We start from the raw sequence: 24,843 nt of genomic DNA, 5'->3' as shown, positions 1-24,843 counted from the left end.
TTTCCGCCTGCAATATCGGCCTGTCGAGGGCTGCTATACGCACAGCCGAATCGGCTGTTGCGCTCGCCAATACAGCCGGATCGGCCGGCGCGAGCCCGTATTACAGCCGGGATTTCACCACGGCGAGTGGGAAAATCGTCTTGCCCCTCTCTGACGTGCAGACCTGTTCCAGGGCCTCTGCGACCTTGTTGTGCCCGCTGTTCGAGACACGGCGGAGGCGGGCTGCAGTCCAATCAGAAGACGCCAATCACAACAATCGGAGGTCCCACCATGACCCGCTTCGTCGACGTCCCCACGATGTCCCAACTGGTCCAGCAGATCGGTGTCGCCCGCTTCATCGGCGAACTCGCCGACACCATCGCTCAGGACTTCGTGCGCTGGGAGTCCTTCGACAAATCCGCCCGCGTCGCCAACCATTCCGAGATCGGTGTCATCGAACTGATGCCGGTGTCCGACACCGCCCGCTATGCCTTCAAGTACGTCAACGGCCACCCGCAGAACACCCAGCGCGGGCTGTTCACCGTCATGGCCTTCGGCGTGCTGGCCGATGTCGAGACGGGTTATCCGGTGCTGCTCTCCGAGCTGACCGTGGCCACCGCGCTGCGCACCTGCGCTACCTCGCTGATGGCTGCCCGCGCCCTGGCGCGTCCGGACTCGCGACGCATGGCGCTGATCGGCAACGGCGCGCAGAGCGAGTTCCAGGCGCTGGCCTTCCATCACCACCTGGGCATCGAGGAAATCGCCGTCTACGACATCGATCCGCAGGCCACTGAAAAACTGATCCGCAACCTGTCGGACTTCCCCAACCTGAAGATCATCCGCGCCGGTTCCACCGCCGAAGCGGTGCGCGGCGCCGACATCGTCACCACGGTAACCGCCGACAAGGCCTACGCGACCATCCTCACTCCGGAAATGATCGAGCCGGGCATGCACATCAACGGCGTGGGTGGTGACTGCCCGGGCAAGACCGAGCTGCATGCCGACGTCCTGCGCGCCGGCAAGGTGTTCGTCGAGTACGAGCCGCAATCGCGCGTCGAGGGCGAGATCCAGCAGATGCCGGCGGACTTCCCGGTAACCGATCTGTGGCGGGTACTGGCCGGCCAGGTCGGCGGGCGTGACAGCGCCGAGCAGGTGACCATCTTCGACTCGGTCGGCTTCGCGCTCGAAGACTACTCGGCACTGCGCTACGTGAACGAACAGGCCAGCCGCCTGGACCTCGGCGAGCGCATCGACCTGGTGCCGTGGAGCGAGGACGAGGACAACGATCCCAAGGACCTGTTCCGCTACACCCGCTCCGGCAAGGCGCGCAAAGGGCTGCGCCGCATCGCCTGACGCTCAGCGCGCTTCTTCGGGAATCGCCAGCGGCGGGCGGCTGAGGTCGCTGGCGTTCTGCGTGGTGGCGGCGACACGGGCCTTGAGCCATTGGCTGAAGGCCTTCACCACCGGGCGCTCGGCCTTCACCGGGTCGGTCACCAGGAAATAGCCGCGGCTGGACTGGATGGTGATGTCGAACGGGCGCACCAGCAGGCCGCGCGCCAGGGCATCGCCACTGAGCAGGTTGTCGCCGATGGCCACGCCCTGGGCTGCAATGCAGGCGGCGATGGTGCAGGGCGCGTCGGCGAACAGCACGCCGGAGCGGTGGTCGATGGCACTCGCGCCCACGGCGCCCAGCCACAGGCGCCAATCGGCGAAATCGTTCATGTGCAGCAGCGTGTAGTGGGCCAGGTCCGCCGGCTGCGTCAGGCCGCCGCGCGAGTGGATCAGGCGCGGGCTGCACACCGGGAAGAAGTGCAGGGCCACCAGTTGCTCCACGGTCTGGTTCGGCCAGTCGCCGCTGCCGTAGGCGATGAACAGGTCGGCATCGCTGGCGCTGGTGTCCTGCGGCACGCGCGGCGTCACCACGTGCAACTGCACCTGCGGGTATTGCGCGAGGAAATCCCCCAGGTGCTGGCATAGCCAGTAGGTGGCGAAGCCGGGGTTGCAACTCACGCACAGCGGCCCGCTGACCTGCTGCTCGTCGAAGCTGCTGCCGGCCAGTTGCACCTCCGCGAGGATGCGCTGCACGTCGCGCGCATACCTCTCGCCCCGATAGGTCAGGCGGATGCCGCGCCCGGTGCGCTCGGTCAGGGCGAAGCCCAGGCGTTCCTCCAGCGTGGCGATGCGGTGGCTGACCGCGCTGCGGGTGAGGTTCAGCTCCGTGGCGGCGGCGGACACACTGCCCAGCCGGGCCACGGCATCCAGCGCGCGCAGGGCGGTCATCGAAGGAAAGTGCATGGGCGGTCCAATTCTCGACTGGTGAAACTAACCGGACATGGGGTGGCGAAATCCTGCGCTTGTTGCGAATTCCGCTTCACCAATACTAGGCCACACGACAACAACAACAGGCAACGATGAGGAAGCCGCCATGTCGAAATTCAAGGCCTACGTCCAGCAGTGGATCGACGAGCACCGCCAGCAGCTGTCCGACTGGCACCAGGTGATCTGGCATTTCGCCGAGCCGGCCTTCCGCGAGTACAAGTCCTGCGCCTGGTACGTGGAATTGCTGCGCCGCGAAGGCTTCACGGTGGAAGAGGGCAGTGGCGGCATGCCCACCGCCTTCGTCGCCACCTTCAGCAACGGCGAAGGGCCCATCCTCGCCACCTATGCCGAATACGACGCGGTGCCGGGCAACTGCCAGGCGGCGGCGACCAAACCAATGCCGCGCGAGGGCCTGTCGAAATACGCGCCCGGCCATACCGACCCGCATTCCGCGCTGGGCATCAGCGCCCTGGGCGGCGTGCTGGCGGCCAAGGCGGCGATGCTGGAATTCGGCATCGCCGGTACCATCAGGTTCTTCGGCGAGCCGGCGGAAAAGCTGCGCGCCTCCAAGCCCGTGCACGCCGCCAAGGGCTACTACGACGACCTCGACGCCGCCGTCAGCTTCCACCCCACCTACATGCTGCCGCTGAACAACACCACCACCTGGGACACGCACTGCGGCATCGCTTACTCGTACATCTACACCTTCACCTGCGAAGACCCGCAGAACTGGATTGCCGCCGACCGCTACAGCCCGATCCCGCAGAACCACCTCGCGGCTCGCGCGCCGGGCGCCAACGATGCGCTGGTGCACTTCTACACGCTGAACGAAAGCCTGCGCCGCTCGACGCTGCCGTTTACCGGGCTGTGGAGCTTCAACGAGGCCATCCTCACCGCCGGCCAGGCCACCGCCGACAACCTGCCGCCGCACATCTCGCAGATCCAGTACCTGCTGCGTTGCGACTCCATCGAGCAGGCCGAGACCATCTCCACGGTGATGGACAACAACGCCGCCGCCGCGGCCATGGCCACCGGCTGCCAGTGGAAGAAGACCTGGGTCTGCAAGTCCCGTGGCGGGTTGGCCAACCACGCACTGGCGCAGGCTTGCTACGACAACCTCGCCGCCATCGGCGCGCCGACCTGGGGCGAAAAGGCCATCGCCGTGGCGCGGGAAATCCAGGCGAACCTCGGCCTCGACCCCATGGACGAGCCCTTCCTGCCGGCCACCCAGGCGCTGATCGAGCCGCAGGAATGCGAGCGGCAGATGCGCCTGCAGATGCCGGCGTGGCAGAAGTACCTGACCTCCGACGATTACCCCGAATACACCTGGCACTGCCCGACCGTGCGCCTCTACGTGGCCCGGCCGATGCTCAGCGCACCCTTGGGCTTCACCTATCCGGACTGGGTATCCAACGCCCTGGGCGGCATCCGCGAGACCATCGACCCGATGATCGACGTGGCGTCGAAGACCATCGGCAGCACACTGATCGAGCTGTTCACCGATGCCGATCTGCTGGCCGAGGCGACCCGCGAGTTCAACCAGCGTACCGGCGGCGGCATCGGTGGCGAGCAGTGGCAGGCGCCGTTGCTGCCGAAGGACTTCAAGGTCCCGCACCGCTTCCGCTGGCCGGAATACATCCGCACGGTGCGCGGCGAGGAGTGGTGGATTCCGGCGCGGGAGGACGAGTGATCCATGGCTTCCCGTGCTTCGTCGTGATTGGGTCGTAGCCGTGGCGCAACGGCGTTGTACCGACCCAATCCGTGCCTGGGCCTTTCCCTCACCCCAGCCCTCTCCCAGTGGGAGAGGGCTGAGCCGAGCGCGAAGCAATGGGGCAGGGGGGCAGGTTTGCGAATGGCGCCTACAAGGCGCGCTTGAACCAGCGCACCAGTGCTGCGCCGATCTCCACGGTGCGCGAGCGTGAAGGGCAACCCGGCGTCGAGATCAATTGCGGCAGAAGGAAGCCAACCTCGGCTTCATTCGGACCGCAGAGCACCGGGGCCGGTGCTTCGACGAACTCTTCGTCCCAGCGCGGGAAGCGTTGGCTTGCGCTGTCGTATGCATGCCGTGCGTTCATGGTCGAATCCCTCCCTAAAGGTCCAGCACCAGCGGTTGCACGCCGCTCTCGTCCTGCGCCGGGATGGCGCAGCAGATCAGTACGCTGCCGGCTTCGGGCAGCTCCGCCGGCGGGTTGGGGTAGTGCACCAGGCCGCTGACGACCTTGGTCCGGCAGGTGCCGCAGGAGCCGCCGCGGCAGCTGAAGTCGGGTGACAAACCGCGAGCTTCGGCCAGCTCCAGCAGCGTGCCGCTCTCGGGTTTCCAGCGTGCTTCCTTGGCCGAGCCGGCGAAGTACACGGGCACTGGCTCGGTAGCGGCGGGCGGCTGCACCAGCGCCGGCGCCAGACCGTCGCCCTGGCGCTTGAGCGTCGATGGGCCGAAGGTTTCGGCGTGGATGCGTGCGTCGGCAATATTCAGTCCGCGCAGGCCGTCGTAGATCGCCTGGGTGAATTCGCCGGGGCCGCAGACATAGAAGTCGTAATCGTCCAGTGGCAGCCGGGCCTTGATCGCCGCGATGTCCAGCCGGCCGGTCTGCTCGAAATCGCGTCCGGGCAGTGCTTCCGGCTCAGGACGACTGAGCGCGCGATGGACCTGCAACTGCTGGGCGCGTTGGCGGAGCTCGGTGATTTCCCGCTGGAACGGCAATTGGCGCAGGCTGCGCGCGGACTGGAACAGATGAATGCTCCGGGTCGACGCGGCCACCGATTCGCGCAGCATCGACAGCAGTGGGGTGATGCCCACGCCCGCGCCGATCAGCACGACCGGCCGCGCGGTGTCGTTTTTCAGCGTGAAACTGCCCATGGGCGCGCGGACCTGCAGGCTATCGCCCACCTGCAGTTGTTCGTGCAGGTGGCGGGACGCCGGGCCCTGGGCCTTCACGCTGATGCGCAGCTCGCCGTCCGACGGCGCGCTGGACAGGCTGTAGGTGCGGATCAGTGCCTGCTCGCCGATTGCCAGGCGTACGGGCAGATGCTGGCCTGGCGCGAAACTCACGGCGGTGCCGGCCGGCGGTTGCAGGTAGAAGGAGCGGATGTCCTCGCTCTCCTGCTCCACGCGCAGCACCTGCCAGTCCTGCCATTGCTGGCGCTGCTCGCGTTCCTGCAGTCTGGCGTCGGCCTCGGCCCAGGTGCCGGTCATCAGGCTGGTGGGCGAGTATTCGCGCAAGCTCCAGCGCAGCGCCAGGGCGCTGCGGCGCAGGACAGCGTGCTGCACATCCAGGGTCCACAGGCGTTCGGCGCCTTCGAAGGCGGCGAGCAACGGGCTGTCGAAAAGAATCTCGGTGCAGCCATGGACTTGCAGTACGTCGCCGCTGGCGAAGTCCACGAACAGCAGCCCCGCTTGCGGATTGGCCTGCAGGTTGCCCAGGGTGTTGAAGTGCAGGTTGCCGGCATAATCGGGGATGACCAGGCGATTGCCGTCGACCTTGACGAAGCCGGGACGCCCACCACGGTGGGAGACGTCCACCGAGCGCTCGCCATCCTCGTGCTGCACGTAGCTGGCGACGAAGAAGGTGTCGGCGTCGCGGATGATTGCCGCCAATTCCTCGTTCAGCGCGGCGAAGTCCTCGCGCGGGGCACGCTGGTTGTAGCGCTGCTCGTCGCGGCTCCACTCGCGTTTCTGGATGTACTGCGGGCAGTTGCCGAAAGAGTGCTCCACGGCCACGGTCATCAGTCCACCCTCGGCTTCGCGGAGGACGCCATTCATGCGGTTGCGCCGCCGGGTGTGCAGCTCGATGCCCAGCAGGCCGACGGCGCTACCGGCTTGCAGGCCGCTGGCGGCGGGGTCCTGATGGTCGGCCACGCTGTCCAGCAGCAGGCTTTTCGGGTCGGGGGAGGTTATGAAACCTTCCGCGCCTTCGAGCAGGGTCGCCCAGGGCCGGCCCTGCTGATCCACGGCGCCGACGATGATGAAGGGCAACTGGTGATAGAACTCGCGGTGCTGGTCGGGCATGTAGTCGCGGATGACCTTCTGGCCATGGACCTCCATGCGGTCGGCCACGCCGACGCGTTCCTGGATCGCCTTCTCGCCGGCGTGCCACGGGGAGGTACGGTGTTTGGGCAACTGGAACATGACGAGCACCTCGCAGTAGGCGCCGCCGGGTCGCCCGGCGGCGGGGGTTGCATCAGGCTTGCAGGCCGATGGCGGTGCGCTGCATCGGCACGAAGCCGGGCAGGGCTTCCACGCGAGCCAGCCAGGCGCGCAGGCTCGGGTACTCCTGCAGGGAGACGTTGCCCTCCGGTGCATGGGAAATGTAGGAGTAATTGGCGACGTCGGCGATGGTCGCTTCGTTGCCGGCCAGGAAAGGCTTCTTCGCCAGCTCGCCCTCCATCACCTGGAACAGGGCATGGGCGCGGGTAGCGACTTCCTCGGGGTTGAATTTTGCACCGAACACGGTGATCAGCCGTGCCGCAGCAGGACCGAAGGCGACCTGCCCGGCGGCCACCGACAACCAGCGCTGCACGCGGGCGGCGCCTTGCGGGTCTTCCGGCAGCCAGCGGCCGTTGCCGTATTTCTTCGCCAGGTAGACCAGAATGGCGTTGGAGTCGGCGACGATCACACCTTCGTCATCGATCACCGGCACCTGGCCGAAGCTGTTCAGGGCGAGGAAGTCCGGGTGCTTGTGTGCGCCCTTGGCGAGGTCGACGTCGATCAGTTCGGCGGGCAGTTGCAGCAGCGAGAGCATCAGTTCGGCGCGGTGCGCGTGGCCGGACAGCGGGTGGCGGAAGAGCTTGATGGTGTGGGACATGACGGTGACTCCGTTGGCTTGAGTGGGTAGGCAGCGCGAGTCGGTCCATGGTGGGTTGCTCGAGCTGATGGGTGAATGCTGCGCTCGATGGCCGGCGCGCAGAATCCCCAGTACGGGCAATCCAGCGTTTCAGAATGCGGAAGAATGGGGCGCAGGGTTGCCAGCGGGCGCAGCCGTTCCCAAGCCTGCAGCGGGGAGCGCCAACAAGCTCGCTCTTACAGAGAAGCTGCGCAGGAGCGAGCTTGCTCGCGAACTGCCCTGAGCTCAGAAGAGGGATGGGGCGCTTCTGGATACGGCGTGCCTCACCCGCGCAACGCGGGATGCGCACGCAAACGCGGCACCACGAAATCGAGGAAGGTGCGCACGCGCGCCGCGGCACGACGGCCTTCGCGGTAGATCAGCTGCACCGGCAACCCTGGCGCCGCATAGTCCTGCAAGACCACCTGCAGGCGCCCATCGCTGAGGTCGGCATGGGCCTCGTGGCTCATGCAGCGGGTCAGTCCGAGGCCCAGTCCGGCGGCGCGGATTGCCGCATGGGTGGTGCTGCACGCCAGGCGCGGGGTCAGGCGCACCGAACGCGGGGCGTCCTGGTGGCGGAAGCGCCACTCGCTGACCGCACCCTGGCCGCCGGCAACGATGATGCGATGCGCCTTGAGGTCCTCCGGTGCTTGCGGTACGCCATGGCGGGCCAGGTACTCGGGCGATGCGCAGATCACCGGCCGCACCGTGCCCACCGGCAGGGCGAAGCCGGAAGAGTCGGGCAGGGCGCCAATGACCAGAGCGACGTCGATGCCATCTTCCAACAGGCGCGGCAGGTCTTCGCGGTGTCGGCTGAGCAGCCGCACCTCGGGAAAGGCGGCCAGGTAGTCCAGGGCGATGGGCGCGAAAATCCGGTCGGCCATCAGCAGCGGCAGGCAAAGGTTCAACTGCCCGGCCGGGTGCGCCTGCAGTCCGCTGAGCGAGCCTTCAGCCTCCTCGATACCTTGCAGAATCTGCCTGCAACTGGCGGCGAAGGTCTCGCCGCTGGGGCTCAGTTCGGCTCCGCGCGGACCACGCAGCAGCAGCTCGCAGTGCAGACGCGACTCCAATCCGGCTACCAGGCGCATCACCGTGGCGGGGGACAGCTGCAGCCGCCGCGCGCCCGCGGCAAGGCTACCGGAGCGCGCCACGGCGTCGAATGCCTGCATTTCCCGGAAGCGGTTCACGGCTTGGCAGCTTGCAGGTAGGGGTCGGCGCGCAGGCGCTCGGCGCAGTGACTGACGAAGCTGCGCACCTTCGCCGGTAGCCGGGCGCCATCCTGGTAGAGCAGGTGGATCGGCAGCGGCGCCGTGGAAAAGTCGGCCAGAACGATTTCCAGCTCGCCGCGCGCGGCGGCTTCGGCCGCCTGGTACGACAGAACGCGGGTGAAGCCGCCGCCCAGGCGCGCGGCATGGAGAGCCGCGTTGTTCGAACTGACCACGAAGCGCGACGGCGGGCGCAGGGTCAGCGGGCCCTCCGGGGTGATGAACTGCCAGTCGGTGAGCAGCACGCTGGTGGCGGCCATCACCACCGGCGCATCGAGCAATTCATTGGGGTGCTGCGGACGACCGTAGCGGTCGAGGAACGAGGGGGCGGCACAGATCACCGGGCGGATTTCACCGACCTTGAGCGCCGTCAGGCTGCCCTCGGGCAACTGGCCAATGCGCACGGCGACATCGATGCCCTCGTCGAGCATGTTCACCACGCGGTCCACCAGCAGTGCGTTGACCGTCACCTCGGCATGGGCCTCCAGGTAGCTGGCGATCAGCGGGATCAGGTACAGCTCGCCGAACAGTACCGGGGCGGTCACCGTGAGGTTGCCACGCGGGCGCAAGGCGCTGCCGGAGGCCAGCTCCTCGGCATCCTCCAGTTCCTGCAGGATGCGCCGGCAGTCCTCGACATAGCGCTGGCCGGCCTCGGTCAGCCGCACGCTGCGCGTACTGCGGGCCAGCAGCAGGGTGCCCAGGCGCTGCTCCAGCGCGGCGATGGCGCGGGTCACGCTGGGCGGCGAGAGGCCCAGTTGCCGGGCGCCGGCGGCAAGGCTGCCGGCTTCGGCCACGGCCAGCAGCACTGTCATTTCCTGAAACCTGTCCATGGATCACCGTTGTCGCCTTGAGCGGGTCGCCAGACTGTAGAGGGAAGCCGCGCGGGATTGAAGTGCCGGTGGCCTGCGGGCGACATCGGCGTGCGTGCCAGCGCCGCCTGGCTTGACCGCGCCCCGGCCGCTCCGGCACAAGCGCTGGAGGCGCCCGCAGCGAGGCGCCACCGCCTGCGAGCCTTCCCCCATGACCAGCAAGACCACGGCCACTGCGCTGGCCGCTACCAGCAACCCGCGCCTGGGTATCGGCCTGTGCCTGCTGTCGATGCTCATCTTTGCCTGCCAGGACGGTATCACCAAGGTGCTCGTCCGCCACCTGCCGGTGAGCGAGCTGGTGATGGTGCGTTACTGGGTTTTCGTGCTGTTCGCGCTCATCGTCAGCCGTTCGCAGGGCGGCGTACGCCAGGCTGCCCGCAGCGCCAGCCCCTGGCAGCAGGTGGTGCGCGCGTTGCTGGGGGTGGGCGAGATCGCGCTGTTCGGACTGGCCCTGCGCTACCTCGGTTTGGCCGAGACCCACGCGCTCTATGCGGTCTTCCCACTGATGACGCTGGGCCTGGCGCGGTTGCTGCTCGGCGAGCGGCTGGTCGGCCGGCAATGGCTGGCGGCGGCTGTCGGGTTCGGCGGCACGCTGCTGATCCTGCGTCCCGGCATGGGCGTGTTCGAGCCCGCGGCGCTGATTCCGCTGGCGGCGGCGCTGACCTTTGCCTTCTTCAACATCCTCTCGCGGCGCATCAGCCAGACCGACTCCTTCGCCACCACCACGCTGTACATGGCGGTTGCCGGCGCGCTGTCGGTAAGCGCGGTTGGCCTGCCGGCCTGGGTCACGCCAACGCCTCACGAAGCCATGCTGATGTCGATCGTCGCCGTCTCCGGGGTTGTCGCGCAGTTGCTGCTGATCCAGGCGCTGAAGTACGCCCAGGCCTCGACGCTGCAGCCGTTCAACTACTCGCTGCTGGCCTTCGCCACGCTGATCGGGCTCATCGTCTTCGGCGAGGTGCCGAGCGCCTGGACGATCACCGGTGCACTGCTGATCCTGCTCGCGGGGTTGTTCTCGATCAGGCCGGCGGCCTAGTCCCAAGGTGGCGGCCCAGCCCGAACCTGGCGCACAAATGACAAGGCCGTATCGAGGGATACGGCCTTTTCTGTGCTGCCCGCGGGTCAATCAGGCGTCGGGCTTCCTGGGCTTGGCGAGGGTGAATTCGGCGCGCTTGTAGGGCTCGGTCCGGCCATGCTTGCCCGCAGGGATTTCCTGGATCTCGCCGCCTTTTGAAAGAAATGCTGAAATTTTCTTATCCAGCTCCGATCGTTTGCTTTTCGTCTCTGACTCGGACATTCGGTCACCTGAGGTGATGAGCCACCTGGCTGGCGGCTAGCGGACACTATACCCACCTCGACCGATGAATACCGACCGCCCGGCCGATTTAAGCATTTTCATGCGAAATCGCTACTTATTCCCTGCCAGATCTGTATGCTGGGCCTCTGCCTGCTCGGTTTAGCGGCACCGTCCGATGTTTTGTCTTCTTGATTCTCCATCTCTGCGGCCCCCTCTTCACTTCGCATACAGTCACGCCAGGCATGTCGCATGGCCTGATTTCCTTTTGATTGGAGATTCATCATGGCAACTCGCCAAACCGGTACCGTTAAATGGTTCAACGCCGAGAAGGGCTTCGGCTTCATCACCCCGGAAAGCGGCGCGGACGTCTTCGTCCACTTCCGTGCCATCGAAGGCACCGGCTATAAGTCGCTCGACGAAGGCCAGGTCGTGACCTTCAACGTCACTGCCGGCGCCAAAGGCCCGCAGGCCGAGCAAGTGCAAGTGATCTGACCGGTCGTTCGCTGAAAAAGCCCCGCTGATGCGGGGCTTTTTTGTTTCTGCTGCCCGGTGCGCTGCGCTGGCCGCTGCCGATTCAATGGCGTGTTCCCAGCGCTTCGTCGATGAGGCCGGTCAGCGTCGGAAGGTCGAATGGCTTGTCCAGGAAGTGGCAGGCGGGATAGTCGTCGCTCCATGCGCCACCGGACATGATGATGATCGGAATGGCGGGAAACCGTCGGGCGACCTGCCGCGCCAGTTCGGCGCCATCGATGCTGCCGGGCATGGAGATATCGGTCAGCAGCAATGCCAGTTGCCCGGGGTTGCCGTTGATCCAGGCGAGCCCGTCGTCGGCATTGCCCAGGACCACGGCCTCGATGCCGTGATCCTCCATGGCCAAGCCGAGCATCCTGGCCAGGTTCGAATCGTCATCGAGAATGAGCACATAGCCGGGGGGAGCGGAGGGTGGGCTTCCGAGCTTGTCCATGCGATCTCTTCCTGCGTGGGTGTGCTGCTGCGATAGAGGGTTCTGCCGGGAATGCGTTCAGATTACCTGAGCAGAAGATTGGGCCGCCGACCGAAGGCTCTGCGGCGGTCAGCGCGGAGGCTGGCATCGGACCCGAATCGGTCGCGCGCCCCGGCGCATGTGCAAACTCGGCATCCCCGAACCAGAGCAGCCCCGCACACGATCGCTGTCAGATCGTTGCGTACCGGAGATAGAGAGGACCAACCCGTGGGAACGGGTGATAAACTCGGCGTTCAACCCAGTCCTGACCTGCCAGGAGCCTTCCCGATGTTCGGAGTGACCGATTACGGCGCCTTCCTGATCGCCTTCGTGGTGCTCCTGGCCATTCCCGGTCCCGGCAACTTCGCCTTGATCACAGCGACTGGCAAGGGCGGCGTGAGGGCAGGGTTGGCGGCCACCTGCGGGGTGATCCTGGGCGACCAGGTGCTGCTGTGGATGGCGGTGGCGGGCGTGGCGACGCTGCTTGCCACCTACCCATCGGCCTTCCAGGCGGTACAGTGGCTGGGGGCGGGCTACCTGGCCTGGCTGGGCCTGCGCATGCTGATGAGCAAGCCCGGGGCCGCTTCGCGGCAGAGCCGCATGGACAACGGTCACTACCTGCGCCAGACCATGCTGATCACCTTGCTCAACCCGAAGGCCATCGTGTTCTACATGGCCTTCCTGCCGTTGTTCATCGACCCGGTGAAGCATCAGGGGCTGGTGACCTTCGCCTTCATGGCAGTGACGGTTGCGGTAGTGACCTTCCTCTATGGGCTGGTAGCCGTGCTGCTGACCCACCGGCTGGCCGAGCGCATGCGCGCGAATCCGCGTGTCGCCAATCTGCTGGAGCGGCTGGCGGGGGCGTGCCTGCTCGGTTTCGGCATCAAGCTGGCGGCGATGCGCTAAGCCGCAGCGGAGCATCCGCTGTCCCGAAGGGAGGGCTCGAAAGACCGGCCCTTCGTCATGCGCCGCCCGCATTGTCAGCGAGGTAGGCGACCTGCTTTGATAACCCCATCTTCCCAACCCTGATGGCGGCGAATGGAAACCATGCTCAACGAATCCCCCGTACCCCAGACAGTCGACAGCCCGATCACCCGCAGCGCGATCTTCCTCGTTGCGACGTTGATGCCAGGTAAGGACTGGAGCCCGGTTCGAGCCCTCTGCGAGGACGTGGCGGCGCTGGTGCGCTCGGTCGGCAAGCGCGTGCCGGCGGGCAACCTGTCCTGCGTGGTGGGCTTTGGTTCGGCGGCCTGGGATGCACTGTTCGGCACCCCGCGTCCGGCGTCCCTGCATGCCTTCCGCCAGATCGGCACAGGCGAGCGGGTCGCCGTCTCCACGCCGGGCGATCTGTTGCTGCACATCCGCGCCGAGCAGATGGACCTCTGTTTCGAACTGGCGTCGCAACTGGTCGCGCGCCTGGGCGATGCGATCACGGTGGTCGATGAAGTCCAGGGTTTTCGCTATTTCGACATGCGCAGCATCATCGGTTTCGTCGATGGCACCGAGAACCCGGAAGGGCGCGAGATTCCGCACTTCACCCTGATCGGCGAGGAAGACGCGGCGTTCGCCGGCGGCAGCTACGTCCTGGTGCAGAAGTACCTGCATGACATGGCCGGCTGGAACCAGCTTCCCACTGAAACCCAGGAGCGCATCATCGGCCGCACCAAGCTGGCCGATATCGAACTGGGCGACGACGTGAAACCGAGCTGCTCGCACAGTTCGCTGACCACCCTGGAGAAGGACGGCCAGGAAGTGAAGATCCTGCGCGACAACATGCCGTTCGGCAGGCCCGGGGCAGGGGAGTTCGGCACCTACTTCATCGGCTACGCCCGCTCGCCGGCGCCGGTGGAGGAAATGCTGGAGAACATGTTCATCGGCCGCCCGGCCGGCAACTACGATCGCCTGCTGGACTACAGCAAGGCGGTGACGGGCAGCCTGTTCTTCGTGCCCTCGGCCGACCTGCTCGAAGCGCTGGCAGACAGGGCGCCCTGAGCGCTCAACCGGCAACCCGCGCCGGGAAGCACTCCACCAGCCAGTCGATGAACACTCGCAAACGGTGGGTGACGTAGCGGTTCTGCGGGTAGACGACGTGGAAGGGGTAGGGCGGTGGGCGCCATTCCTCGAGGATTTCCACCAGCGTGCCGTCGCGCAGGGCGGCGCCGGCGGCGTAGGAGAAGGTCTGGATGATGCCCAGGCCGGCGACGCAGGCAGCCAGGTGCGCGTTGCTTTCATTGACGCCGATGCGGTACTCGATTTTCAGCTCGCTGCGTTCGCCATCGCGCTCGAAGCGGAAGGGCACCGCGCGACCATTCTGCGGTGACAGGTAGCTGACCAGCCGGTGGCCGTTGCGCAGTTCCTCGGGGTAGGCGGGGATGCCGTTGTGGCGCAGGTATTCGGGCGAGGCGCAAGTAACCATGGTCGCCTGGCCGATGCCGCGCGCCACCAGCGACGAGGCGTCCAGCGCGCCGCCGCGGATCACGCAGTCGACGTTGTCGCCGATCAGGTCCACCGAGCGGTCGGACACGCCCAGATCGATGCGTATGTCCGGGTAGCGCGCCAGGAAGTCCGGCAGCAGCGGTATCAGTACGTCCCGCGCGGTCGAGCCGCCGACATCGATGCGCAGATGGCCGCGTGGCTTGCTGCGGGCAATGTTGAAGGACGAGTCGATGTCTTCCAGGTCACGCAATACGCGACTGGCCTTGGCGTAGTAGTCCTGGCCTTCGGGCGTCACCATGACGCGTCTTGTGGTGCGTTGCAGCAGGCGGACGCCCAGGTGCGCCTCCAGCTCCTGAACCAGCTTGCTCAGGGTGGCGTTGGGCATGTCCAGCGAGTCGGCGGCGCGGGTGAAGTTGCCGGCTTCCACCACGCGGGAGAAGGCACGGATGGCCTGGAGCTGGTCCATGGGAACTCCTCTGAGGGGATCGCCTGATTATCCATGGGCATGGATAGTCATTCCATTGTATGCGCTTTTTCCATCAATGGCCGGGCCCTAGAGTAGCGCCATGCCTCACCGCAAAGCCGCGCCAGATGCCGGCCAGGAGGCAGAACCCTCAACTCGCAAAGCTCAGGAGCTCATCATGAACAAGTCCCTCACTGGTAAAGTTGCACTGGTCACCGGCGGCAGCACCGGCATCGGCCTCGGCGCCGCACAGGAACTCGCCGCGCAAGGCGCCCGCGTCTTCATCACCGGCCGCCGCCAGGCCGAACTGGACGCCGCCGTCGAAGCCATCGGCCCGGCCGCCACGGCCATTCGTGCCGACGCCTCGGTGCTCGCCGATCTCGATGCGGTGTACGCACAGATCGCGAAAGCTGCCGGCCGACTGGATATCCTCTTTGCCAACGCCGGCGGCGGCGACATGCTCCCGCTGGGCGCGATCACCGAGGAACACTTCGACCGAATCTTCGGCACCAACGTGCGCGGCGTGCTGTTCACCGTGCAGAAGGCATTGCCGCTGCTGGTCGATGGCGCGTCGGTGATCCTCACCTCGTCCACCACCTCGATCCAGGGCACTGCCAACTTCAGCGTGTACAGTGCGAGCAAGGCCGCCGTGCGCAACTTCGCCCGCTCCTGGGCGCTGGATCTGAAGGACCGGGGCATTCGCGTCAATGTCGTCAGCCCCGGCCCGGTCCGCACTCCCGGCCTCGGCGACCTGGTGCCCGAGGAAGCGCGCCAGGGCCTGTTCGATGCGCTGGCCAGCCAGGTACCGCTGGGCCGGCTGGGCGAACCTCGCGAAATTGGCAAGGCAGTGGCCTTCCTGGCTTCGGAGTCGGCCAGCTTCATCAACGGCATCGAACTGTTCGTCGATGGCGGCATGGCACAGGTCTGACCATGCCATGGGCCGGGCAGGGCGTGCGTCCTGCTGCGGCCTGTGTGGCTCTGGTGTGCTGGCCCGTTTGCCCTTTACAGTCGCGGCAAGCCAGTTTTCAAGAGAGGAGCCGCCAGCCATGAATGACACGTCAACCGACCTGCGAAACTGGTTCGACCAGGGCGGCCAGGCCTACGCGCGCTTCCGCCCCGAGTACCCGGCGGAGCTTGCCTCCTGCCTGGCCTCGCTGGCTCCCGACCGGGCGCTGGCAGTCGACGTGGGTTGCGGTAGCGGCCAGCTGACCCGGCAATTGGCCGAGCATTTCAGTTCGGTTGTCGGCTTCGATCCCAGCGCGGAGCAGATTGCCCATGCCGCGCCCCGCGCGAACCTGAGCTACGCCTGCGCCCAGGCCGAAGAACTCCCGCTGGCCGACCGCAGCGCCAGCCTGATCACGGCGGCACAGGCCGCGCACTGGTTCGACCTGCCCAAGTTCTACGCCGAGGTCCGGCGAATCGCCGAGCCCGACGCGGTCCTGGCGCTGATCAGCTACGGCGTGCTGCACCTGGACGGCGATCCGGGCAAGCGCTTCGAGACTTTCTACTGGCAGGAGATCGGTCCCTACTGGCCCGCCGAGCGCAAGCTGGTGGACAGCGGCTACGCGACCCTTGATTTCCCCTTCGCCGAGTTTCCGGGGCCGGAGATCGCCATCCGCCTGGAATGGACCCTCCACGAGTTCCTCGGCTACGTCTCCACCTGGTCGGCAGTGCGCAGCGCCCGGGAAGCCGGGCGCGAAGACCTGCTGCAGCACTTCGCCGCCGACCTGGCCGAGCGCTGGGGCGACCCTGCCGCGCGGCTTGCGGTCAGATGGCCGATCAACATGAGGATTGGGCGGGTGTGAACCCCCCCTCATTCATCGGGGTGTGCATGACCTTGCAGTGCTTCGTTCGGCGATTGAGGGATCGAAGCGCTCGCTGGTGTCCATACGGACATTGCGCAGGGCCAGCGTCTCCAGATGCGCTGCGTGGAGGAGTTCCGAACGGTAGCTGATCAGGATCGTGCGGCGGCGGGCACCGTTGATGTTCAGGCTGCCCGCGTGCACCAGGTCGACGTCGAAGACCAGGATGTCACCGGGCCGCCCGCTCAGATGCACGGCAGCGGACTCGTCCAGGAAGTCGAGCGGCGCCGCTGCGGAAGCAGGTCGATGGCTGCGGGGAACGATCCGGGTGGCGCCATTTCCCTGAGCGAAGTCATCGAGAAAGGCGAGGGCGCTGACCATGTCGCCCGGGCGCCGGGCCGACAGATCGCGATGCAGTTGTTGATGACCGCCGCCGGGCAAGGGCTCGCGCCCTTCGACCTGGGCGAGGAAGAAGCGCTCGCCGATCAGCATGCCCGCTGCCGACAGCAGTTGCGGCAGGCGACACGCCGCCTGCACGGCCGGCTCCAGGTCCATCTGCGCATGGCGCCAATCCATTCCGCGGGGCACCGGCCATTGATCCGATGGCAGGACATTGGCGTCGAAAGCCGCACGCAGCTCTTCGAGCATCGCGTGCGGGATCACCTGGCGCAGCAGCGCGTAGCCCTCCCGGTGAAGTTCTGCCTGATCCAGCATGGCTTGATCCATTTCCCTCTCGTCCATGATCGCGGCCCCAAGGGCCAGTCCAGAGCGTCTGCTGCTTGAGGTCGGCAGGTCATCGGTGCCGGCCGGCTGCCTAGCGTACGAAGGATTTCTGCTACGGCCAATATCCGGCGCTTGCGGAGTACCGTAGACTCCCGCGATCTGCCGGGGAGACCACTATGCATAAAGGGATTTGGCTAGGTTTGGGGTTGTCGTTGTGCGCGTTCGGAGCAGCCCACGCGGCGCAGCCCGGCGAGGACGACCCGCTGCTGTCGAGCCCGTCGACGTCCAGCGGGGCCGGCGATGTCCGGGGCATCCTGCGCGCACGCGATCAGGCGATGCTGTCCAGCGAGCTGGCCGGGCGCATCCTGGAGATGCCCTTCGCCGAGGGGCAATCCTTCCGCAAGGGCGACGTACTGGTCCGTTTCGATTGCTCCGCGTATCAGGCACAACTGAACGCCGCGCAGGCCGGTGCCAAGGCGGCCGGTGAGCAACTGGCGCACAACCGCCAGCTGGCGGCGCTCAACTCGGTAGGGCGCTTCGAGGTCGCGCTGGCCGAGGCCAAGCTTGCCGAAGCCCAGGCCCAGGCCCAGGTCTACCAGGTCCAGGTGCGCCGCTGTGCGCTCACCGCGCCCTACGACGGCCAGGTCGTGCAGCGCAAGGCACAGCCTTTCGAAAGCGTCAGTGGTGGTGCGCCGCTGCTGGAAATCGTCGACAACCGCAGCCTGGAAATCCGCCTGCTGGTGCCCTCGCGCTGGGTCGCAAGGCTCAAGGCGGGGCAGTCCTTCACCTTCGTTCCCGATGAAACCGGCGAGCCGCTGCAGGCCGAGGTGAAGCGCCTGGGTGCGCGGATCGACGAGGGCAGCCAGATGCTGCCGCTGATCGCCACCCTGCCGGCCGAGACCAAGGGCCTGCTGGCCGGCATGAGCGGGACGGCACGCTTCGCGGAGACGCCATGAACGCACCGCAGGTTGGCCTGGCGGAGCGGCTCTTCGCCCAGTTCCTCGAGCTGGAGCGCCAGGCCCGCGCAGCAGGAACGGTCGAGCAACTGGCTTATCACATCGTCAACGACGGGCAGGCGCTGTTCGGCTACCGCCACGCGGCGCTGCTGATCGCGGGCAAGGTGCAGGCGCTGACCGGCATCAGTGTCGTCGAACCCAATGCGCCCTTCGTCGCCTTCGTCGAGCAGGCCTGCGCCCAACTGCAGAGGCTCGGCGCCCTGGACAAGCCGCAGCGCGTCGACTTCCAGGCCCTGGGCGCGCAGCAGCAGGCTGACTGGCAGGCGCTCTCCGCCGGAGACGTCTTCTGGCTGCCGCTGGCGGACCAGCAGGGGGCTGCCTTTGGCGGCCTCTGGCTGGCCCGCGAGCAACCGTGGAGCGAAGCGGAGCAGGCGCTGCTGGTGCAACTGGGCGATGCCTACGCCCACGCCTGGAAAGCCCTGCAGCCGCGCAAGCCCTGGCGAGCGCGTTGGCCGAAGAAGAAGTTGTCGATGATTGCCGCCGGGCTGTGCCTGTTGCTGCTCGTACCCGTGCGCCAGTCGGTGCTGGCGCCGGCTGAGGTCGTCCCGCTGGACGGCCAGGTCATCGCCGCCCCGCTGGACGGAGTGATCCAGCAGGTGCTGGTCAAGCCCAACCAGACGGTCAGGGCCGGTGACCTGCTGGTGCGTTTCGACGCCACCACCCTGCAAGCGCAGGCGGACGTGGCCGAGCGGTCCCTTGGCGTGGCCGAGGCCGAACTCAAGGCCAACTCGCAACGCGCTTTCTCCGACGCCGAATCAGGCGCCAGGGTCGATCTGCTGGCGGCGCGAGTGGAGCAGAAGCGCGCCGAGCGCGACTACGCCCGGGACCTGCTGGCACGCGCCGAGGTGCGGGCGCCACGCGACGGCATCGCGGTATTCGCCGACGCCGAGCGCTGGACCGGCAAGCCGGTGCAGACCGGCGAGCGCCTGATGGAGCTGGCCGATCCTCGCCAGGCCGAGCTGCGCATCGACCTGTCGGTGGCCAATGCCATCCGCCTGGCGCCAGAGGCGGAGGTCCAGCTATTCCTCGACAGCGATCCGCTGAACCGCCATGCCGCCCGCCTGTCACGCAGCGCTTATGAGGCCCAGCCGGTCGCCGGCGGGCAACTGGCCTACCGTCTGGACGCGCGCTTCGACTCCGCGCCGCCGCGGATCGGTCTGCGCGGTACCGCCAAACTCTATGGCGAGCGAGCGCCCATCCTGCTCTACGTGTTGCGTCGTCCCCTGGCGGCGCTTCGTCAGACGGTGGGCTTCTAGATGGTATTGCCGGCGCTGCGCGCCGACTTGCAGCTATCGCCAGGCGCCCCGGCGCTGGATGGTTCGCCGCAATGGACACTGGCCGACCCGCTGCGCGGGCGCTACTTCAAGCTTGGCGTGGCGGCGATGCGCCTGTTGCGCCACTGGACGCTGGGTGATCCGCAACGGGTGCTGCGAGCGGCCAACAGCGAAGGTGGGGATCTGCTAGGCGAACAGGAGTTGCAGCAGTTGCTCACATTCCTCCGCCAGCAGGACCTGATCAGCTCGGCCGACGGCGAGCAGCGCAGCAGCTACGGGCAGAAGGCCGCGTTGCAGCGCCACGGGCTGTGGAAATCGCTGCTGCACCAGTACTTGTTCTTCCGAATTCCGTTGTGGCGGCCGGATGCCTTCCTCAACCGCGCCTGGCCCTGGTTGGCCCGCCACGGCGGGCCGCTGCTGCGGATCGGCCTTCCGTTGACCCTTGGCCTGGGCCTGTTGCTGGTGGCGCGTGACTGGGATCGTTTCCTCGCGACCTTCCCGCACCTGTTCAGCTTTGGCGGTGCCCTGGCCTTCGGTGTCGCGTTGCTGTTTGCCAAACTGTGCCACGAGTTCGGCCATGCGTTCATGGCCAAGCGCGCCGGCTGCCGGGTGCAGAGCATGGGCGTGGCGTTCATGGTGATGTTGCCGTTGTTCTATACCGACGTCAGTGACGCCTGGCGCGTCAACGACCGGCGCTCGCGGCTGCTGATCGGAGCGGGAGGCGTGTTGGCCGAGCTGACGCTGGCCTGCGTCGCGCTACTGGCCTGGTCGCTTCTGCCGGACGGGCCTCTGCGTACGTCAGCCTTCATGCTTGCCAGTGCGACCTGGGTCACTACCCTGTTGGTCAACCTCAATCCGTTCATGCGTTTCGACGGCTACTTCCTGCTCAGCGATCTGCTGGGCGTCGAGAATCTTCAGGGACGAGCCTTCGCCTTGTGCCGCTGGCGTTTGCGCGAGGCACTGTTCGACTACGGCGATCCGATGCCCGAGCCCTGGCCTGATGGACTGCGCTGGCGCCTTCTACTGTGGGGATACGGCTCTTGGCTATGGCGCGCGGCGCTGTTCCTGGGGATCGCGCTGACGGTCTATCACCTGTTCTTCAAGGTGTTGGGCATCTTCCTGATGCTGGTGGAGCTGGTGTGGTTCATCGGCCTGCCGATCTGGCGCGAATTGCGCGAGTGGTGGCAGCGGCGCGGCCAGGCCCAGCCTGGACGCCTGTTTCTGGGCGCCGCCGGGCTGGCGGCGCTGCTGCTGGTACTGCTGGTGCCCTGGCGTGGCAGTGTGGAGATTCCCGCGGTGCTGGAGGCTACGCGCGCGTCGGCGCTCCACGCGCCGCTGGCGGCCATGCTGAAGCGGATCGTGGTAAGCGACGGACAGAGTGTGGCCGCTGGCGAATTGCTGCTCGAACTGGAGTCCCCCGATCTCGCCGCGCGGCAGAGCATTACCCGTCGGGAAATTGAAATCACCCAGCTACAATTGCGGCGCCAGGCCGGCCGAAGCGAGACAGCTGCCGATATCGGCGTGCTGGAGCAGCGCCTGGCCGAAGCGGTGGCCGAGTACCGCGGCCTGGCTGCGCAACGCGAGCGTCTGGAAATCCGCGCGCCTCATGCCGGAGTGGTACGAGACCTGCTGCCTGAACTGGTTCCCGGTCTCTGGTTGTCCCCGCGCCAGGTACTGGCGCGAGTCGTGGAGCCGAGTGTGCGCCTGCGCGGTTACGTCGCCGAGCAGGCGGTGTGGCGGGTCGAACCTGGAGCGGTGGGCCGCTTCGTTGCTGACGATCCATCGCGCCCGGCGCTCCCGGTGCGCCTGGAGTCGGTGGATGCTACCGGTACTTCGCACCTCGACCTGGAAGCCCTGGCTTCCGACCGCCAGGGACCCATCGCCGTCCAGCGCGACGGCGAGGGGCGCGCACAGCCGGTTCAGGGGCAATATGCCGTGCGGCTGAGTGCGGACCAGGCAGTCGAGCTGACGCAGCCGGTGCGCGGAGAGGTGGTGCTGGACGCCAACGGCGAGTCGCCGCTCAGCGCCATCTGGCGAAGGTTGGCGGCCCTGGGAGTGCGTGAAAGTGGCTTCTGACTTCCGCCTGCCGGCCTGCGCCCGGCTGCCGTTGCGTTTCGCGACGCAGAGGCTGGAGGCCGCCGTGGCAGCGTTGCCGGCCAGCGCCTGGGTCACTCATTTCAACACTGGGTACCATACCGGAGGCTGGAGCGGCATCAGTCTGCTGGCCCCAGAGGGTTCTAGCCACGCGCTGTCGGCGGGGCAGGGGAATGGCACGCAGCCGCCCTGCGCGACACGCTGGTACGGTCCGCCCTGGCAGGAGCTGTTGCGGCGCATCGAGATGCCCGTGCGTTGCGCCCGCCTGCTGCGCCTGGAAGCGGGTAGCAGCATCCGTGAACACTGCGACCCGGACCTGGGCGACCCCGAGGGGGATGTGCGCTTGCACCTTCCCATTTTCAGTGGGCCAGGAGTCGAGTTCCTGCTCGAGGGGCAGGTGGTGCCGATGGCGCCGGGAGAATGCTGGTTCCTCGACCTGGCACGGCCGCATCGGGTGGAGAATGTCGGCGAACAGGCGCGGGTGCACCTGGTGGTCGACGCCCGGCGAAACGACTGGCTGCGCCGGCAGATCACCCGCGGATTGCAGGATACCCCCGCGTGCCGGCCGGCACGTTCGACCCTGGCGTTCGCCGAATTCCGCCGCCAGCTGGAGCGCCGCGCGGACCTTGCCGCGGCGCTGCGGGACCTTCAGGACCCCCGAGACTTCTGCGAGCGCGCAGTGGCGCTCGGAGCCGGGCTCGGGCTGCGCTTCCAGGATGACGATGTCCGTGCGGCCATGCGCCAAGGACGTCAGGCCTGGCTGGATCAACGGAGTTACTGATGGATGGGTGCGATGACTGGAAAGGCTGGCTGCCAATTCGGGTGTTCGCTGCGGGAGACGACTGGCGGGTCGACTGGTGCTGGTTCGGCTCCACACCGTTAAGCGAGCCATTCTTCAGTGACAGTGTGCGCCGGGCACTGCGGTTGCCGTTCAACCAGGCGATGCGTCGGGAAAGCTCGCTGGACGCCATGCGTCAATGGCGCGAAGCAAGTCCCGGTGTGGCGCCGAGCCTGTTCATCCATCATGCCTCGCGATGTGGCTCGACCTTGCTGGCGCAACTGCTTGCCAGCGACGAGAAGAACATCGTGGTCTCCGAGGCTCCGGCGTTGGACGCGCTGCTGCGCGCTGGGCTGCAGGCTCCGGAGCTTGCAGCCGAAGCGGGCGAGGGCGTACGTGGGTTGCTCAGCGCCTATGGTCAGCGGCGCCTCGGCAAGGAGCAGGCCCTGGTGGTGAAGCTCGATGCCTGGAATGTTTTCCAGGCATCGCGCCTGCACCAGCTGTATCCCATGACGCCGAGCCTGTTCGTCTATCGCGATCCGCTGGAAATCGTCGTCTCGCACCTGCGCCAGCCCGGCATGCACATGGTGCCGGGACTTCTGGGCGCGATCTCTCTGGACTCGTCCGGGGCCCTGAATGGGGTCGACAGAGTGGCCCGGCACATTGGGCAGATTCTGCACGGCGGCCTGCGGCTCTGCCGTGAGTCGGGGGCCGTGCCGGTGAACTACAGCGAACTGCCGGGTGCGGCCTGGCACCGGCTGGCGGCTCTGTTGCGCGTTGAGGCGGGGGACAGGGAGCGCCTGCAGGCGGTAGCAGCCTCGGACGCCAAGCAGCCCGGCATGGCCTTCAGCCCGGACAGCGAGCGCAAGCGTGCGGCTGCAGACGAGGTGGTGCGAGCGGCGGTGGAACGCTGGGCGAGGGCGCCCTACGTGGCCCTTGAGGCCCTGCGCCTGCAGGAGGCGTAAGGGCGTTGTCGTAGGGGAAATAGTCAGGCTGATCGAATTCAGACAATAGTTTGCGAAAAGACTGGTTAGTTGTGTTGGAATCAGGTGGCAACTTGCCTTCAGCATCATGTAGTCTTGCGGAAAAATGCGTGCGCGATTAAATAACAATAGGGTGTAGGTAGCTTCCCAGGCTGCCGTATGAAAGGACTCACAGCACCATGACTTCACTCGCGTTGAGGTTCCGCCCCGCTGTGGACGCTGACTTGGCGTTCCTGCGCGCCCTCTATGCGAGCACCCGTTCCGCTGAGCTGGCCCAGGTAGCCTGGGAGCCCGCCGCCATCGGTGCCTTTCTCACCCAGCAGTTCGACGCCCAGCACCACTACTACCAGGCGCATTTTCCCGACGCCGAGTACCTGCTGATCGAGGCGGACGCCCAGTCCGTCGGCCGCGTCTACCTCCACTGGGGCGCCACCCATCTACAGATCATCGACCTTGCCCTGCTGCCCAGCCATTGCGGCCTGGGGATCGGGACCCGTGTGCTCGTGCAGTTGCTCGAATGCGCCGATGCCCGGGGCCTGAGTGTCGGCTTGCACGTAGAGAACTACAACCCGGCCCAGCGCCTGTATGCCCGCCTGGGTTTCGTCGTGGCCGGCGAAAACGGCGTCTATCACAAGCTGCGCCGGTTGCCCCGCGCCGTGCCACGGGCGATCGCGCCTGCCGCCGTCTTGTCGTGAAGGAAAACTCCATGTACCCGATGCCCACCCAGCATGGCCTGCAGCAGGCGCAAGGTTCGCGCTTCCAGTTGTGGATTGCCCCGGATCAGGCCCTGGACGTTGAACTGATCGAGGTGCTTGTCGGTAATCCAATGAGTGCTGAGTACGAGAGCTTCAGCGCCGCCTTCGCCTTGCCCGAGCAGTGGGACCTGCCCCAGGCGCTTTACCGCCTGTCCCCACCTGGTGAGGAGGGGTGGTTGCTGCTGTTGACCCCTGTGCAGCCTGCTGCCGATCGCCGCGCGGTGCTCCAGGCGGTCTTCCATACCCGCAAGGCGGCGTAGCGACCCATTCCGGCGGCTGCGAGCCTGGCCGTCATTTCCAGCGATTGGTACCAAGGAGAGGCAATACGTGGAACCCTTTATCGGTGAGATCAAGATGTTCGGTGGCAACTTCGCACCGCGTGGCTACGCATTCTGCCAGGGGCAGCTCATGTCGATCGCGCAGAACTCGGCATTGTTCTCGCTGCTGGGCACGACGTACGGCGGCGATGGTCAGGTCACGTTCGGCCTGCCCGACATGCGCGGCCGCAGCCCCGTCGGCCAGGGGCTAGCCCCCGGTCTCGGGCCGATCAACCTGGGCCAGGTCGGTGGTGTCGAGAACACCACGCTGACTACCAACCAGATGCCGCAGCATACGCACACTGTGACATTCGGTTCGCCGCTGACCGCCACTGGCCAGGCCGCGATCCCCGCTGCGTCGGCCAGCACGGCGACCCAGGCAGCTCCGGCTGCGACCACGGTACTCGGGCCGATCGCCGCAGGCGGCCGCCCGGGCACGCTGTACTCCACCACGGCGGCGGATACTACCCTGCAGCCCTTCACCATCACCTGCAGCGGTAACGTACCGAACGGGACTGCCAGCATTGCTGGCGGTAGCCAGCCTTTCTCTGTGCGCAACCCCTACCTGGGCATCAATTTCATCATTGCGTTGGAAGGGGTCTTCCCGTCGCGCAACTGATCGCTCGTTTTCGACCGTAAAAGCAGTAAACAGTGGAGCGGGGCGCACCCGC

At 66.7% G+C, this 24,843-nt stretch carries 26 protein-coding genes; 16 read left to right on the top strand and 10 right to left on the bottom strand.

Features of this window, described 5'->3' with window-relative positions; all coding sequences use genetic code 11:
• Positions 1–270: 270 nt before the first annotated feature.
• Positions 271–1,332 (top strand): ornithine cyclodeaminase, encoded by a 1,062-nt coding sequence (ocd, locus tag PNI01S_RS00385; RefSeq protein ID WP_084357172.1) that lies wholly within the window; start codon positions 271–273, stop codon positions 1,330–1,332.
• Between the two features lie 3 nt (positions 1,333–1,335).
• Here the strand turns inward: ocd and PNI01S_RS00380 are convergent, their stop codons facing one another.
• Positions 1,336–2,274, bottom strand: a complete 939-nt coding sequence (locus PNI01S_RS00380; protein WP_037011581.1) for a LysR substrate-binding domain-containing protein — start codon at positions 2,272–2,274, stop codon at positions 1,336–1,338.
• A gap of 130 nt (positions 2,275–2,404) precedes the next feature.
• Here PNI01S_RS00380 and PNI01S_RS00375 point away from each other — a divergent pair, with 130 nt between their 5' ends.
• On the top strand, positions 2,405–3,988 hold the full coding sequence (locus tag PNI01S_RS00375) for a zinc-binding metallopeptidase family protein (protein ID WP_084357171.1): 1,584 nt from the start codon (positions 2,405–2,407) through the stop codon (positions 3,986–3,988).
• 169 nt (positions 3,989–4,157) lie between these two features.
• On the opposite strand, the gene PNI01S_RS00370 is transcribed toward PNI01S_RS00375, so the two are convergent.
• From PNI01S_RS00370 to PNI01S_RS00350, 5 genes are all read right to left on the bottom strand, one after another.
• On the bottom strand, positions 4,158–4,373 hold the full coding sequence (locus PNI01S_RS00370) for a hypothetical protein (protein WP_024763766.1): 216 nt from the start codon (positions 4,371–4,373) through the stop codon (positions 4,158–4,160).
• Positions 4,374–4,387: 14 nt separating this feature from the next.
• A complete protein-coding gene (locus PNI01S_RS00365) occupies positions 4,388–6,424 on the bottom strand; it encodes a pyridoxamine 5'-phosphate oxidase family protein (RefSeq protein WP_084357170.1) in 2,037 nt (678 codons plus the stop codon).
• 52 nt (positions 6,425–6,476) lie between these two features.
• Entirely contained in the window at positions 6,477–7,100 is a 624-nt protein-coding gene (locus PNI01S_RS00360) for a glutathione S-transferase family protein (protein ID WP_024763768.1), read from the bottom strand.
• 302 nt (positions 7,101–7,402) lie between these two features.
• Positions 7,403–8,305, bottom strand: a complete 903-nt coding sequence (locus PNI01S_RS00355; protein ID WP_174602957.1) for a LysR family transcriptional regulator — start codon at positions 8,303–8,305, stop codon at positions 7,403–7,405.
• Positions 8,302–9,213 (bottom strand): LysR family transcriptional regulator, encoded by a 912-nt coding sequence (locus PNI01S_RS00350; protein WP_024763770.1) that lies wholly within the window; start codon positions 9,211–9,213, stop codon positions 8,302–8,304. The genes PNI01S_RS00355 and PNI01S_RS00350 overlap by 4 nt, the downstream gene beginning before the upstream one ends.
• Before the next feature lie 190 nt (positions 9,214–9,403).
• On the opposite strand from PNI01S_RS00350, the gene PNI01S_RS00345 reads away from it, so the two are divergent.
• Positions 9,404–10,288 (top strand): DMT family transporter, encoded by an 885-nt coding sequence (locus tag PNI01S_RS00345; RefSeq protein ID WP_084357168.1) that lies wholly within the window; start codon positions 9,404–9,406, stop codon positions 10,286–10,288.
• A gap of 90 nt (positions 10,289–10,378) precedes the next feature.
• Here PNI01S_RS00345 and PNI01S_RS28475 read toward each other — a convergent pair whose 3' ends face one another.
• Positions 10,379–10,549, bottom strand: a complete 171-nt coding sequence (locus PNI01S_RS28475) for a hypothetical protein (protein WP_164488274.1) — start codon at positions 10,547–10,549, stop codon at positions 10,379–10,381.
• A gap of 282 nt (positions 10,550–10,831) precedes the next feature.
• Here PNI01S_RS28475 and PNI01S_RS00340 point away from each other — a divergent pair, with 282 nt between their 5' ends.
• Positions 10,832–11,041 carry a cold-shock protein gene (locus PNI01S_RS00340; protein WP_024763772.1) on the top strand — a complete coding sequence of 70 codons (210 nt, stop codon included), beginning with the start codon at positions 10,832–10,834 and terminating at the stop codon, positions 11,039–11,041.
• Positions 11,042–11,123: 82 nt separating this feature from the next.
• Here the strand turns inward: PNI01S_RS00340 and PNI01S_RS00335 are convergent, their stop codons facing one another.
• A complete protein-coding gene (locus PNI01S_RS00335; RefSeq protein WP_065085646.1) occupies positions 11,124–11,513 on the bottom strand; it encodes a response regulator in 390 nt (129 codons plus the stop codon).
• A gap of 306 nt (positions 11,514–11,819) precedes the next feature.
• Here PNI01S_RS00335 and PNI01S_RS00330 point away from each other — a divergent pair, with 306 nt between their 5' ends.
• Both PNI01S_RS00330 and PNI01S_RS00325 read left to right on the top strand, forming a co-directional pair.
• Positions 11,820–12,437 carry a LysE family transporter gene (locus tag PNI01S_RS00330; RefSeq protein ID WP_024763774.1) on the top strand — a complete coding sequence of 206 codons (618 nt, stop codon included), beginning with the start codon at positions 11,820–11,822 and terminating at the stop codon, positions 12,435–12,437.
• Between the two features lie 141 nt (positions 12,438–12,578).
• Entirely contained in the window at positions 12,579–13,523 is a 945-nt protein-coding gene (locus tag PNI01S_RS00325; RefSeq protein WP_084357582.1) for a Dyp-type peroxidase, read from the top strand.
• Between the two features lie 4 nt (positions 13,524–13,527).
• Here the strand turns inward: PNI01S_RS00325 and PNI01S_RS00320 are convergent, their stop codons facing one another.
• Positions 13,528–14,433 (bottom strand): LysR family transcriptional regulator, encoded by a 906-nt coding sequence (locus PNI01S_RS00320; RefSeq protein ID WP_084357167.1) that lies wholly within the window; start codon positions 14,431–14,433, stop codon positions 13,528–13,530.
• Positions 14,434–14,608: 175 nt separating this feature from the next.
• Between PNI01S_RS00320 and PNI01S_RS00315 the strand changes: the two genes are divergently transcribed.
• Positions 14,609–15,358 (top strand): SDR family NAD(P)-dependent oxidoreductase, encoded by a 750-nt coding sequence (locus PNI01S_RS00315; protein ID WP_054908885.1) that lies wholly within the window; start codon positions 14,609–14,611, stop codon positions 15,356–15,358.
• A gap of 118 nt (positions 15,359–15,476) precedes the next feature.
• Positions 15,477–16,235: a class I SAM-dependent methyltransferase gene (locus PNI01S_RS00310; protein ID WP_024763777.1), complete on the top strand. Its 759-nt coding sequence runs from the start codon at positions 15,477–15,479 to the stop codon at positions 16,233–16,235.
• 12 nt (positions 16,236–16,247) lie between these two features.
• On the opposite strand, the gene PNI01S_RS00305 is transcribed toward PNI01S_RS00310, so the two are convergent.
• On the bottom strand, positions 16,248–16,946 hold the full coding sequence (locus PNI01S_RS00305; protein ID WP_084357581.1) for a phytanoyl-CoA dioxygenase family protein: 699 nt from the start codon (positions 16,944–16,946) through the stop codon (positions 16,248–16,250).
• 185 nt (positions 16,947–17,131) lie between these two features.
• Between PNI01S_RS00305 and PNI01S_RS00300 the strand changes: the two genes are divergently transcribed.
• From PNI01S_RS00300 to PNI01S_RS00265, 8 genes are all read left to right on the top strand, one after another.
• Complete coding sequence (locus PNI01S_RS00300) at positions 17,132–17,911, top strand: efflux RND transporter periplasmic adaptor subunit (RefSeq protein WP_084357166.1); 780 nt, start codon at positions 17,132–17,134, stop codon at positions 17,909–17,911.
• Entirely contained in the window at positions 17,908–19,227 is a 1,320-nt protein-coding gene (locus tag PNI01S_RS00295; protein ID WP_024763780.1) for an efflux RND transporter periplasmic adaptor subunit, read from the top strand. Before PNI01S_RS00300 ends, PNI01S_RS00295 begins: the two co-directional genes overlap by 4 nt.
• Entirely contained in the window at positions 19,228–21,321 is a 2,094-nt protein-coding gene (locus PNI01S_RS00290; RefSeq protein WP_084357165.1) for a site-2 protease family protein, read from the top strand.
• Complete coding sequence (locus tag PNI01S_RS00285) at positions 21,311–22,120, top strand: aspartyl/asparaginyl beta-hydroxylase domain-containing protein (protein ID WP_243779844.1); 810 nt, start codon at positions 21,311–21,313, stop codon at positions 22,118–22,120. Before PNI01S_RS00290 ends, PNI01S_RS00285 begins: the two co-directional genes overlap by 11 nt.
• Complete coding sequence (locus tag PNI01S_RS00280) at positions 22,120–23,082, top strand: aspartyl beta-hydroxylase (RefSeq protein WP_024763782.1); 963 nt, start codon at positions 22,120–22,122, stop codon at positions 23,080–23,082. The genes PNI01S_RS00285 and PNI01S_RS00280 overlap by 1 nt, the downstream gene beginning before the upstream one ends.
• A 242-nt stretch (positions 23,083–23,324) precedes the next feature.
• Entirely contained in the window at positions 23,325–23,795 is a 471-nt protein-coding gene (locus PNI01S_RS00275) for a GNAT family N-acetyltransferase (RefSeq protein WP_252858361.1), read from the top strand.
• A gap of 11 nt (positions 23,796–23,806) precedes the next feature.
• Positions 23,807–24,115: a DUF6916 family protein gene (locus PNI01S_RS00270; protein WP_024763784.1), complete on the top strand. Its 309-nt coding sequence runs from the start codon at positions 23,807–23,809 to the stop codon at positions 24,113–24,115.
• 67 nt (positions 24,116–24,182) lie between these two features.
• Positions 24,183–24,791, top strand: a complete 609-nt coding sequence (locus tag PNI01S_RS00265; RefSeq protein WP_024763785.1) for a phage tail protein — start codon at positions 24,183–24,185, stop codon at positions 24,789–24,791.
• Positions 24,792–24,843 lie beyond the last annotated feature (52 nt).

Source organism: Pseudomonas nitroreducens NBRC 12694, assembly GCF_002091755.1.
GTDB lineage: Bacteria > Pseudomonadota > Gammaproteobacteria > Pseudomonadales > Pseudomonadaceae > Pseudomonas > Pseudomonas nitroreducens.
This window is presented reverse-complemented; position numbering and strand designations above follow the sequence as displayed.